The organism is Nostoc sp. ATCC 53789, from assembly GCF_009873495.1.
GTDB classification, from domain to species: Bacteria; Cyanobacteriota; Cyanobacteriia; order Cyanobacteriales; family Nostocaceae; genus Nostoc; species Nostoc muscorum_A.
Map to the genome: position 1 here is coordinate 133342 of NZ_CP046704.1, position 13276 is coordinate 146617.

The 13276-nt window shown below is 43.8% G+C and carries 9 protein-coding genes and 1 pseudogene; 4 read left to right on the forward strand and 6 right to left on the reverse strand.

Annotated elements, in window-relative coordinates; all coding sequences use genetic code 11:
• Positions 1–45: 45 nt before the first annotated feature.
• Positions 46–267: a hypothetical protein gene (locus GJB62_RS30810; RefSeq protein WP_114082111.1), complete on the reverse strand. Its 222-nt coding sequence runs from the start codon at positions 265–267 to the stop codon at positions 46–48.
• Positions 268–577: 310 nt separating this feature from the next.
• Between GJB62_RS30810 and GJB62_RS30815 the strand changes: the two genes are divergently transcribed.
• Together GJB62_RS30815 and GJB62_RS30820 are read left to right on the forward strand one after the other, a co-directional pair.
• Positions 578–3295: a TnsA endonuclease N-terminal domain-containing protein gene (locus GJB62_RS30815; RefSeq protein ID WP_114081117.1), complete on the forward strand. Its 2718-nt coding sequence runs from the start codon at positions 578–580 to the stop codon at positions 3293–3295.
• A complete protein-coding gene (locus tag GJB62_RS30820; RefSeq protein WP_114081118.1) occupies positions 3296–4762 on the forward strand; it encodes an ATP-binding protein in 1467 nt (488 codons plus the stop codon).
• A gap of 211 nt (positions 4763–4973) precedes the next feature.
• Here GJB62_RS30820 and GJB62_RS30825 read toward each other — a convergent pair whose 3' ends face one another.
• From GJB62_RS30825 to GJB62_RS30835, 3 genes are all read right to left on the reverse strand, one after another.
• Entirely contained in the window at positions 4974–5297 is a 324-nt protein-coding gene (locus GJB62_RS30825; RefSeq protein ID WP_114086278.1) for a hypothetical protein, read from the reverse strand.
• Positions 5298–5539: 242 nt separating this feature from the next.
• Positions 5540–8812: a cadherin-like domain-containing protein gene (locus GJB62_RS30830; protein WP_245246253.1), complete on the reverse strand. Its 3273-nt coding sequence runs from the start codon at positions 8810–8812 to the stop codon at positions 5540–5542.
• Between the two features lie 31 nt (positions 8813–8843).
• Positions 8844–9938 (reverse strand): TIGR03032 family protein, encoded by a 1095-nt coding sequence (locus GJB62_RS30835; RefSeq protein WP_114086280.1) that lies wholly within the window; start codon positions 9936–9938, stop codon positions 8844–8846.
• 614 nt (positions 9939–10552) lie between these two features.
• On the opposite strand from GJB62_RS30835, the gene cysC reads away from it, so the two are divergent.
• Positions 10553–11059, forward strand: a complete 507-nt coding sequence (gene cysC / locus GJB62_RS30840; protein WP_114086281.1) for an adenylyl-sulfate kinase — start codon at positions 10553–10555, stop codon at positions 11057–11059.
• An 8-nt stretch (positions 11060–11067) separates the two neighbouring features.
• On the opposite strand, the gene GJB62_RS30845 is transcribed toward cysC, so the two are convergent.
• Both GJB62_RS30845 and GJB62_RS30850 read right to left on the reverse strand, forming a co-directional pair.
• Positions 11068–11223 (reverse strand): hypothetical protein, encoded by a 156-nt coding sequence (locus GJB62_RS30845; protein ID WP_220186693.1) that lies wholly within the window; start codon positions 11221–11223, stop codon positions 11068–11070.
• A 458-nt stretch (positions 11224–11681) separates the two neighbouring features.
• A complete protein-coding gene (locus GJB62_RS30850; protein ID WP_147262613.1) occupies positions 11682–11990 on the reverse strand; it encodes a hypothetical protein in 309 nt (102 codons plus the stop codon).
• Between the two features lie 256 nt (positions 11991–12246).
• Here GJB62_RS30850 and GJB62_RS30855 point away from each other — a divergent pair.
• Positions 12247–13261, forward strand: a pseudogene (locus GJB62_RS30855) (transposase).
• Positions 13262–13276: the final 15 nt, after the last annotated feature.

Sequence of the window (13276 nt, forward strand, 5' to 3'; positions counted from 1 at the left end):
ACATATTCCCCCAACATTGCAATCCTCTGTTGCCTTGACTACTGATTAATTGAGTTTCCGGTTAACCAGCACCCCATCCACACAAGCAACCCCCCACTGCGGAAACTTCGCCAACAATTTCTTGATCACAATCTGCAAAGCCGGATCGTCATTCCAGCACTCCTGCAATAACTCAAACCCCGGATTCTGCCCCGAATTTCCTGCTACTTTTAGTTTCTGCATCCGCTCCTGTGCTTTTACCCCTTGGATGACCAAATTGTGAATCATACCCTGACCAAAAATTAACGACATTTCAAGGGTTATAGCCTAAACAGAACATAAAACTTTGCATAAGATTGTGTCCGCGTGTCCTGATTGTGAATCATAATAAAGCCTAGAGTTGTCACAACTAAAAACCGAAAACTTCTCCCGAATAATTCTCTAAAAATGACTAATAGGTACAACTTAGATGACAAAATATGGTTCAAAGTGACTAAGATATGATTCAATTCGCGTCTTCTTGGTGTTTTGAGAAGACTGTTATGAAGTTTGTGAATTCCCTGTATCACATAGGTCACGCCAAGGAGGTGAGGCTCAAATGAACGAATTCGAGTTTGAAGATTGGTGTAGGCAACAGCAACTAGCAACCCACACCATTGATTTGATTGCACTCCTCAGGAAATCCCCACCCTCACGTCGGGTACAAGGACGAACCAAGAACGTTTGTGGCGTGTATCCTAGTTCTAAAATGGGGGTCACAATTCAATTCGAGAGCCATACAGTGGAATTATGGGCGATTTACCTGATGGAACACGACCCCAAAGTTTTAGAGTTCTACGACCAGCCACCACCATTCAAAATCCAGTACAAAAATCAAGCAGGGCGTAATATCGGTCACTATCATACCCCTGACTTTTTTGTATTACGTCATGATGGTGCGTGCTGGGAGGAGTGGAAAACAGTTAAGGAAGTAGAGAAATTAGCACAAAAATATCCTGGGCGTTATCAAAAAACAGCATCCGGTCATTGGCGTTGCCCACCAGGAGAAGCCCACGCATCACAATTTGGTCTAAAATACTGCGTTCGTACTGATGCCGAATTGAATCCCGTTTTTACCCAGAACTTAATGTTTTTGTCGGATTACCTAGGATTTAAATCAAATTTGACAACAAATGTACACTCGATAGTTCTGGCTTACCTGGAAGCAAATCCAGGAATAACGATTGCGGCATTGCTACAAGAATTAAATGATGTATGTGCCAATGACATATACATCATGATTGCAACTGAGCTTCTGTACGTGGATTTGTTTGCTGTCCCCTTAGTTGAACATTGGCGGACACGATTATGGGTAAGTCAACAAACTCATGACGCTTATACACACGTATCTGTTGTAGGAGTGACTACAAAGAACGCTCCCAATAGTCTCACAACACTGCTACCTAACACAGCCCTTGAGTGGGATTCGGCGCTATGGACTTTAGTAAACTATGGCGAGACCACAACCACGCTATTACCAGAGTCAGGCTTCCCAATACAGTTACCCACAGCATTTTTTCTCCAGTTATTCGACAGTGGCACCATTAAAATCCATAACGGAGTTACAGATGCAACTATAAATGAAACAGTACGTACTTTAATGGAGGCCGCTTCTCCTGTTCACTTAAAAGAAGCGAACCGAAAATTTAATATAGTACAGGCATATTTTCAGCGCCATACAGATATCTATCAAGACATCAAAGAGCGTACCTTGCGTAGATGGGTACAACAGTTCCGTGAAGCAGAAGCAAGTTTAGGTTGCGGTTATGTTGGGTTACTACCACGGACACATCAGCAAGGGAATCGTCAACCAAAATCGCCCACAGATTCAAGTGAATTATTAGATAAATTTATTAAAGAGCATTTTGAAACACCAAGACAAGCGACAGGCGCTTCAGTATATCGGGCGTATGTCAGAACCTGTACAGCATTAAATATACAACCCCTTAGTAACCGCACTTTCTACCAGCGTTTAAAAAAGCGCCCAACTCATGAGCAGACATTAAAGCGTCAGGGAGCAAAAGCCGCATACGCAACAGAGCCTTTTGTATGGGAACTAGCTTTAAATACACGTCCTCACGGAAACCGGCCTCTGGAGATAGTCCATATTGACCATACCGAACTCGATATTGAATTACGCTCACTTGCTACAGGTCGGCTACTTGGGCGACCTTGGCTAACATTACTGACCGATGCCTATTCCCGGCGAATCTTGGCAGTTTATCTGACTTTTGATGCACCTTCTTACAGGTCTTGCATGATGGGGCTACGTATTTTAGTCCAGCGCCAAGGTCGTTTTCCCTCAACATTGGTTGTAGATGGTGGCAAAGAATTCCACAGTATATACTTTGACACCTTGCTGGCACGTTACCACTGCACCAAGAAAACAAGACCTGGTGGCAAACCCCGCTTTGGGTCAGTAATTGAACGATTATTTGGGACGACAAATACTGAATTTATCTATAACCTACTAGGTAATACCCAAGCAAGTAAACAGCCCCGCCAACTCACCAAAACTGTTGACCCAAAACAGTTAGCTGTTTGGAATTTGGGAGATTTATATACTTACCTGACCCAGTGGGCTTACTCCATTTACGACTCAAATCATCACGACTCATTAGGTGCCTCTCCAGGCGTTGTTTATAACGAAGGGTTGTCAATTGCAGGAGAACGGTTGCACCGAAGTATTGCTTATAACGAAGAGTTCTTCATGGCAACACGTCCTTCCACCCCTAAAGGTCAAGCGAAAGTTCAGCCGGGATATGGGATTAAAGTCAATTATCTCTACTATTGGAGTGATGCTTTCCGCAATCCAAATGTAGAAAAAACATTAGTACCAGTACGCTACGACCCTTTTGATATGGGAGTTGCTTACGCCTATGTTGATGGGCGTTGGGTGAGATGTATCTCTCAGTATTACAGTACTTTCGTTGGACGCACTGAAAAAGAAGTGTTGTTAGCGGCACAAGAAATTAGGCAATTGAACAAACGTAGCGCCACGGCGACAAATTTGAACGCTAAACATTTAGCTGACTTCATTGCCAATGTCCAAGAACATGAAGCCTTGTTGCTGCAAAGATTGCGTGATTTGGAAAGTAAACGCTTACTAGAGAATTTAACGTCTAGTAATTCTTCAGACTCATCAGTAAACCAAGTAAAGGAAAGGTTGGCTGTATTGGCACAACAGAGTGAAGATGTTGCATCGCAGCACGTATCATCTCGAAACGTTGAACCGTTGGATCTAAGTTCACTGCCAATATTAGCGGAATACAAATAGATGGATTTAAACAGGAACAGGAGCGATGACATCAACTTACTTACTCAATTTAAGGAGTATGCAGTTTTACATCCACAGTTAGCACGGGTAGATATGCTGCTCATGCGTGCGATTCGAGAACCTGCTGGATTTGCTCATGTGTTGGTGTATGGGCCAAGTGGTGTGGGCAAGACGACGATGATACGGCAAATTGCCCGACGTTTAAATGCTCCTCACAGTGAGGATTTAGCAAAGAATTCCTCAAGCTACCGCAACGGTTATGTACCTCAATTACCTCTTTTACTGATAGAGACACGTCCACCTGACAGTGGGGTGTTTAATCGAACTGACTATTACCGGACTGCGCTGAAGCTTTTGAATGAGCCATTCTACGAGCGTCGTAGCATTGTAGACATTGATACATCGGAGGCATGGGAGAAAAAAGGGCGTGGACGTAGTAGCAAAGCTTCCCAGTTTAATGATTCTCCAGAACTGCGCCACGCATTAGAAGAAGCGATGACCAAACGTGGTGTACGTGCGGTTATCCTTGATGAAGCGCAACATTTAATGAAGATTGGGACTGGAAGTAATGCTGGCAAGCTTTTAGACCAGTTGGATTGGATTAAATCCATGACGAATGTTACGGGTGTTTTACACATCCTGATTGGTACTTACGAACTGTTAAATTTCCGCAATTTAAGTGGTCAAGCATCTCGGCGCGGTCTAGATATCCACTTTCCGCGCTATTTGTACCAAAATGAACAAGACCGTTTGGATTTTCAAGCCGCTTTATTGGCTCTTTTGAAGCAAGTACCTCTTGATATTAATATTCCCGAATTAATGCAGCATTGGCTTTACTTCTATGAACATTCTATTGGCTGTCTTGGAGTACTAAAAGACTGGCTCATCCGAACTGTGGCGGCGGCATTAGATGATGGAAATCAAGCTTTAACTTTAAAACAATTACACGAACATACCCTAACGCTAGCGCAGTGCGAACGTATGGCAATAGAAGCAACTGAGGGCGAAGAAAAACTTAGCTATATGGAGAGCCGTCGCGAACACTTATGGCATTTGCTACAAATAGGAATGGGTTCAACGGATGTACCGACTAATGCAGTCCCTCCTGAAACTCCGTTGGTCGGTAGTGAAATCACTTCATCGCAAACAGAGTCACCACCTAAAACAAAGCGGACTCGGAAAAAGCCAAACGTACCTGCACCACAAGAATTCACGACCACAACAGCAAACGAGATCCCTGTAGAGCCAGCCCCAAAAAAGAAGCAGACTCGCAAAAAAACTACATCTACTCAAACACTTGAAATTACTGATACACCACTTAGTAATTCCAGTGCTGACCTTCAGATGATAACCCAGGAGACGCAACAGCAAACAGATAAGAGCCGCGAGAAAAAGTCAGGCACACGGGTTGGGCAACGCAAACCCAAGCGAGACACTGTTGGGCATGAATCGCAGTCAACGACATAAGAATGATAATCATTGGGTGGGGGAAGAAGCTGCCGTCGGCAGCTTCTTCCCATTCTCTTTATTAATGAGACAAGGGTGAGCCTTGCTCACCCTTGTCTCCCCCTAACTATACGATTATCATTCTTACAACTCATGTCTCAAGTATGAAGTATATCTTGTCCTAAGTGCTTCTGAAGTATTTCGTGACCGTTTGGCTAAATTATCGTTCAAATCACAGCTCCGGCCGCATATTTGCCCTTGCAACAATCGCTTCGTGCGACCACTTTTCAGAATTTGGCACGGGTGCGGCGGAACAAGTACCTTCATGAACTGCTTTGACTTCTCCACCTGAAACTGAATTTTCAACTAACAACGAAGTGGGATTACCCTGTTCTACCTGCTCTTGTGCTTGATTAGCGATCGTTGAACTTAAATATTCTTCATTTTGGGCAACGGGCGCGGCGGAACAAATACCTTCATGAGGGAATATCCCCTCAACGCCACAGTCCTGCTTTTCAGTCAACAACGGAGCAGGTTGACTCGGTGCTGCATCCACAAGTGCTAGCGATGTACAGTCATTCGCCGTAGGCGAGTCTTCAAGTTCTGACGCGCTTTCGATACGTTGAGGCGACGCGCCCCTCAAGGGTGCGTGAGCCGTTTCTTCAACACGCGGATTTTAAGATCCCCCTTTAAAAAAAAGATATGCGTTACCCATAACCCTTGTAGAGACGTAGCACTGCTGCATCAAAACAATTCTTTTTCGGACATGTCTACTTGACATTCTGTGTTTTGAGCAAACTATGCTTGCAGCACAAAATCAGATGCGGTGAGAGTTGGCGCACCAGTTAGAGTTGCAAATAGCCCACCACTGCCAAAACCAGCCGCGTTGCCATTTTGGTTGTAGAACAACTCACCATTTAGACGATCGTAGACAATTTTTGCCGTGCTAGTCGCTGCTGAACTCGTAATTTGAAAATCAGTGATGTTACTAAAACCAGTTCCGGCAGCAGAAGTAATTGTACTAAAGGTAGTCTTATCCAGTACAATTTTGTCACCTTTGCTGCTTTGGAAGTCAGCGATCGCATCAACACCAACAAAGTCAGCATTGCTGTTGTAAAGGAAAAGGTCAGCACCGACACCACCGATAAGAACATCATTGCCTTTGCCACCCACAACAGTATCATTGCCTTCTCCACCAATGAGAATATCGTCGCCTTCATCGCCCCGCAGTAGGTCATTTCCACTATTACCATTGATGATGTCGTTACCTCCTTGACCATTAATCACATCATTGGAGTTGTCAAAACCCGCGACGTTATTGTTAAGGTCATTCAAAAAAGTGATGGTGTTCTTGTTAAAGAGATTAGTTTGAGTGGAGTTGGCATTGAAGACATCAAAACTGTCAGTTATACTGGTTTGTCCATCAAACAGGATATTACCAATAGCCGATCGTGAAGAAGTTGCTGGCAAATTATCCAGATTTTCTAATTGAAAGTTTTGCAGAGTAACTTTGGTAGAAGCTGCATCTGAAAAGGTGAGTTCTAAGTTATTACCATTTTGCGTAAGTTGCAGATTTCGGGCAGTTAAACCACTACCGATAAATTGCAATGTATCCAGTTGGGTAATCACCGTTGCTGATGGATTTGAGCCAATACCTATTCCAGCAAAATCAGTGATCGTGTCGTTTCCATCACCAAGGCGGAAGACAAAAGTATCATTCCCCGCAACGCCTGTGAGAATATCATTGCCCTTGCCACCAGCGATTGCATCATTCCCTGGTGTTCCAGAAATGGTATCGTTTTGGTTAGTGCCAGTAATCTTAGTGCCAACTGCGATCGTAACCGTAGCAGTACTAGTCAGACTACCATCGCTAATGGTGTAATTGAAGTTGGCATTGCCACTCAACCCATTAAATGGGGTAAAGACAGTAAAATCATCCGCCGAGTTGCCCGGTGTGCCATTATCATTTAGCACAGCAGTACCATTAGTTACATTACTAACGCTAGTAATACGGAGATTACTGTTATCGATGTCGGTATCATTAGCCAACAGGGTACTAGCAAGGATGGTAGTAGCAGTATTAAAACCAGTAGTCAAAGTATCATTGACGGCAATGGGTGCATCGTTGACTGGTTTGACATTGAGGTTAAAAGCACCTGTAATGTTGCCGCCATTGCCATCAGCGACAGTGAAAGTGAAGCTGTCAGTGCCGTTGAAATTGGCATTGGGGGTGTAGATAAAGAAGTCGTCACTGGGGTTGTCTGGAGTGTTGTTGTCGTTGAGTGCTAGTGTGCCGTTAGTGGGGTTAGTGAAGTTGCTAATGCTTAAAGTATCATTATCTAAATATGTAAATATACGCAGAATATCTCTAGTAAGGATAGTTACGGCTGTATCTTCATTGGTGGTAGCCACCGTGCCAAAGCCAAAGACCACGTAGCCCTCCCCAGCACGATCTGCCCCGATAATCAGGTCGTCGAAGCCGTCGCCGTTGATATCCCCCGCACTGCTGACAGAACTGCCTGACAAGTCAAAGCTATCAATGCCATTAATCACAAAGCCGTTGCTGCCATTAAGGGATGAGAGGTTGAGTTGAGCATCAAAGCCACTATTGCTGCCAAAGACCACGTAGCTCTCACCGGCACCACGTTGACCGTTGGGGTCGGCACCTCGTGCCCCGATAATCAGGTCGTCGAAGCCGTCGCCGTTGATGTCCCCTGCACCTCTGACAGAACTGCCTGAGCCGTCATACGCATCAATGCCATTAATCACAAAGCCGTTGCTGCCATTAAGGGATGAGAGCTTAAGTTGGGCATCAAAGCCATTACTGCTGCCAAAGATCACGTAGCTCTCCCCAGCAAACTCCTGACCGTTGGGGTCGGCACCTCGTGCCCCGATAATCAGGTCGTCGAAGCCGTCGCCGTTGATGTCCCCCGCACTTCTAACAGGATTACCTGAGAAGTCATACGCATCAATGCCATTAATCACAAAGCCGTTGCTGCCATTCAGGGATGAGAGGTTAAAACTGGCATCGAAGCCACTATTGCTGCCAAAGACCACGTAGCTTTCACCAGCAAACTCCTGACCGAAGGCATCAATTGCGCCGATAATCAGGTCATCTATACCGTCACCGTTAATGTCCCCCGCACTGCTGACGGAATAGCCTGAGCGGTCATCTGGATCAATGCCGTTAATCACAAAGCCATTGCTGCCATTGAGGGACGAGAGGTTGAGACTGGCATCAAAGCCACTGCTGCTTCCAAACACCACGTAGCTTGACCCGGCAAAAGGCTGACCGTTGGAGTATACACGATATGCCCCGATAATTAGGTCATCGAAGCCGTCGCCGTTGATGTCCCCCGCACTGCTGACGGAATAGCCTGAGAAGTCATAAAAATCGATGCCATTAATCACAAAGCCGTTGCTGCCATCTAGGGACGAGAGGTTAAGACTGGCATCAAAGCCACTACTGCTGCCAAAGACCACGTAGCTCTCCCCAGCTCTGTCTTGACCGTTGGGGTCGGCACGATATGCCCCGATAATCAGGTCGTCAAAGCCGTCGCCGTTGATGTCTCCCGCACTGCTGACAGAATCACCTGAGCGGTCATCTGGATCAATGCCGTTAATCACAAAGCCATTGCTGCCATTCAGGGACGAAAGGTTAAGACTGGCATCAAAGTCACTGCTGCTGCCAAAGACCACGTAGCTTGACCCGGCATAAAGCTGATCGTTGGGGGAGGTACTTGATGCCCCGATAATCAGGTCGTCCAAGCCGTCACCGTTGATATCCCCCGCACTGCTGACGGAAATGTTTGAGCGGTCATATCTATCAATGGCAATGCCGTTAATCACAAAGCCATTGCTGCCATTAAGATCAGATAAATTTAAAACTGCATTCGCCATTATTGTTGATTCTCCTTGTGTTGGTTTACCGAGTCTAGAAACGTGAAATTTCACCCCTAGTAGTCTGCCAAGGAAACTTTGCATGGTGGTTAGCAGAGGGGCAGAGGGGAAAGAACTTGTATAAGCCTCTCCTCTGCTCCCCTGCTCCCCTGCTCCTCTGCCGACTTCCACCCAACAATTTTGGGTTGGCGAACTACTAGACTCATCCCATCGTCACCATCCGCCGAATTTCATCACTCTTAAAGCCGATCGCCATTGGACGACGCACCCCTGGTAGTGCCACCACGTCGTATAATTCCAGTACGGCTCCCTCTATTCGCAGGGAATGCACAATATCTCCAGTCCGCAAGTCAATCACCAGCAACCCACATCGAGGTTCGACGTTTTTTTGTTGCAGTTTTTCATCTAGGGGCAAACCACTAAAAGTCTTGTTGTGCCTGGGCTGAGAAATCCCCACGATCGCAAAGTTGCCATGAAATGCACAACCACGCATATATCCCGGACAAAAAGCCACGGGTTCAAAGCTACCTCGTCCTAAGTCTACGTAGCCAAAATCTCCTGTCCCAGAGTTGAGTAACCACAATTTGTCTTGATACCAGCGAGGAGAATGGGGCATAGAAAGCCCCTTAATTACTATCTCGTTACTCTCCACATCAATGACGCAACCACCATCAGCCCGTTTGTCCCGCCATCCTTCTGCTGCATCTGACTGACTAACAACAGTGACATATCTGGGTTGACCATCTCGCATTGCTAACCCGTTGAAATGACACCTGTCTTCTGCTGCCAATTTACTAATAAACGGCGGTTGCCACAGGGGAATGAAGCTATGGGTGGAACTAACTTTGGCTAAACAGCTAAATAGGGTATTGACAAATATCAAATTCTCTGAATTATTTAAGCCACCACTGGGAATTTTGCCGTTTGGGAATGGGGAATTACTCAGGGCGATATCATGAATGTCTAAGTCTCCCGTCACATAACTTATCTGGGGCAAATAAACAGCATCGTAGTTGTCGTGAACTTGTCCCGGTTGTAGGATGTTTTCAAAGCGCCATAATTGATAAAGCGAACTCATATACAAACTGCTGCCATAAGCATACAAACCCATGCAGCGTTCAAAGGTGCGCTCGAATACTGATAGTTTGCCGCCTTGTTGCAAGCCGATGAAAAATAATTTACCTGCTTGATATGTAGTGAAAGCTAGACTGAGATTCTGTTCTAACAACCAAGGGGTGAACTGCCGTGAGGCATTTATTTCTAAGCTATTAGTTACAGTTACAGGATTTTGATTCATTTTTTCTACCAGGGAGGAGAATAAAAAATTATCCTATCCCGATGTAGGTTTTTTGCCTTTTCAATTATCTCTTAAGTAGAATCACATAAACTGCTTCACAAAATCTTGAAGATATAACTTTTTGTCAAAGCTTATACATGATCACATAAACATCACATTAACTTTATTCTTTGTCTGAATATATTTTGTTTGCTGATTAAAATTGATGAATACGCATTTTCTTGTTGTTTTATAAATCATTCTGTGGTAACGACTTTTGCCAAAATTACATAAGTAAATTTTATCAATAGAAGCTCATTACACGCTCGCGTAAGCAAAAATCAAGTTCATGCAAGCTTTATATAAGGGATTTACAAGAAATAAATTTAGGACTTATGCATCAAGCTATGAAATATAGAAGCAATTCATGAATTGCCCCTACTAATGGTCTATCCCATTAGTTTTGAGATAATTGTTGAAGAAGTTAGGAGGCAAAGGGCAGAGGGCAAAAAGAACTTTTTCTTTGGGGGGGGTACAGACTCCTTTGTTAATCGGCGGTGCTGGTGCTGATACCCGCCCCCACCTAGCTCACTCGTCGGCAAACCGCTATATAATGATTATGTATTAAATTAAACATGAAACACCTTGGTGCAATTCTCTGGCTAACTGGGTTAAGTGGTGCTGGCAAAACAACGATTGCTCACAATCTAGACCAAAAACTGCAAACGCGAAGTTACCCAACAGAAATTCTAGATGGTGATATAGTTCGCATCTATCTTTCACAAGGTCTAGGCTTCAGCAAACAAGACCGAGATATAAATGTGCGTCGGATTGGCTTTGTGGCTAACTTACTTAGTCGTAATGGCATAATTGCGATCATTGCCGCCATCAGTCCCTATCGTCAAGTTCGAGAGGAACTCAAAAAGACTTCTACCAAATTTATCGAAATTTACGTTTATGCTCCTATAGCCGTTTGTGAATCCCGTGATGTTAAAGGACTTTACGCATTAGCTAGAGCCGGACAAATTCAACATTTTACTGGGATCTCCGACCCCTACGAAGAACCAATAAATCCAGAGATTATCTGTCAAACCGATCGATTTACTGTTGAACAATGTGTTAAGGGATTTGCAAGAAAATAAGATACCAATTAAACGGGGAAAATTGTGATATCCCATTTAGGTAGAGTTTCGGAAGGTTGCCAGAAGGTTTGGTAGTGTTCTAACTCTTGTGAGAGAACCTTGATTCCTTTTTCATAGGTTGCTTCAACACGGTGAACAATGGGTGCAATCCCTTTCCAAGTCATATTGGAAGCCCACTTGATGGCAACTTCAATCGAATGACTGGTATTTTATTTTCTTGCAAGCCCCTAACCAAGTGCTTCACTATTTAAAAACTCAAGGTTTGATTATCCTGAGCGATCAGCTACTTAAAAGTGACGGACTTTTGGTCAATGTTGAGATTTAGAGAAGAATGAAATGACATGGCACCATTGTGTGATCGCACGACTCGACCATTTTCAAGTTGTGGATGGGTACAGAATCGAATGGCACTAAGAAAAGCTGAAACTTCGTCAGGGCAGGGTGTGGGGGGTGTGGGAGGCAATGCAGGGTTCATTGATGTGCAGTTATTCAATTTCTCCTCTTTCTCCCCACCCTCCCCACACTTCCCACCCTTCCCCCTCTCCCCACACTTCCCACACTCAAAAGCCAGTTAAATCATGGGTTTGCGCTTATCTTAGTGCCATTCGGTACAGAATCTTTGCTACTCTTGCCACTTCACAAGCACCCTTTCCACCGCAACCAACCCCCACTGCGGAAACTTCGCCAGCAATTTCTTGATCACAATTTGCAAAGCAGGATCATCATCCCAACACTCCAGCAAAAAGTCAAACCCCGGATTCTCCCCCGAATTCGCCGCCTGTTTGAGTTTTTGCATACGTTGAGGTCGCGCATTTGCCCTTGCAACTATCGCCTCATGCGACCATTTTTCAGAATTTGGCACAGATACGGCGGAACAAGTACCTTCATGAACTGCTTTGACTTCTACACCCGAAACTGAATTTTCAACCAACAACGTAGCTGAATAACCGTGTTCTACCTGCCCCTGATTTTGATTAGCGATCGCAGAATTTAAAGATTTTTCGTTTTGGGCCAGGACTTACGCAACTGGCACAGTGCGATCGCATTTTTATAGTAGTTATGTACTAGAAGGTGGTGGTGTACTCAGAGAACATTGCTGAAATTAGTAACAGTAATCGGCTGTATTAAGTATTCATCAAATCATGAGAAGATTAGCTGAGGAGGCATAAAATAAATCCTGTAGCTTTATGAGATTTACTAAACTTAACTATTGCCAATACTTGTTAAGTAGTCAGATTAATTATACGCTGACAAATTTGGCAGAGCATTTAGAGCAGATCAGTCATGATAAAATCAACCGTTATTTAAAGAACGAAAAATTAACACCTCGGATTCTTTGGGATAACGTGAAAGATTTAATAGAAATAAATGATAACGCCTACTTGGTTTTTGATGACACAGTAATTGATAAACGATATGCTATTGAAATAGAGCCAAGTAAACGCCAATATAGTGGCAATGAGCATGGTGTAATTCAAGGGATTGGGCTAGTAAATTGTGTATATGTAAATCATGAACTCGGAAAGTTTTGGGTAGTTGACTATCGCATTTATGACCCAGAACGAGAAAAGAAAAACAAAGATAGACCATGTGATGGAGATGCTGCAAAACCTTGTGTATAATAAGGTTTTACCATTTCAAGCTGTCTTGATGGACACTTGGTATGCGACAAATAAATTGATGTTATATATTGATGGATTAGGAAAATATTATTATTGTCCTCTAAAACGTAATCGACTTGTTGATGATACAGCAGGTGAAGAAGATTATCAAAAAGTTGAATTGTTATCTTGGAATGAAGAGGAGTTGAAATCAGGTAAAATAGTTAAAATAAAAAAGTTTCCTCAAGCGAAAAAAGTGAAACTGTTCCGGGTAATTGTCTCCACCGACAAAACGGATTTTATCGCTACAAACGATTTATCTCAAGATTCTACGGACGTTGTACAAAAAGTGTGTAAGGTACGATGGAAGGTTGAGGAGTTTCATAGAGAATTAAAACAATTGACTGGTATTGAATCATGCCAATGTCGTAAGGGTCGTATTCAAAGAAATCATATTGCCTGCGCTATTTTAGTTTGGCTTAGGCTCAAAAATTTAGCTTATAAAACTGGTCAAACAATCTATCAAATTAAGCATGGATTGTTATCAAATTATTTAGTTCAGCAACTAAAACGTCCGAATGTTCCCATGTTTATTGCCTAGTTGTTTGGCGCACGG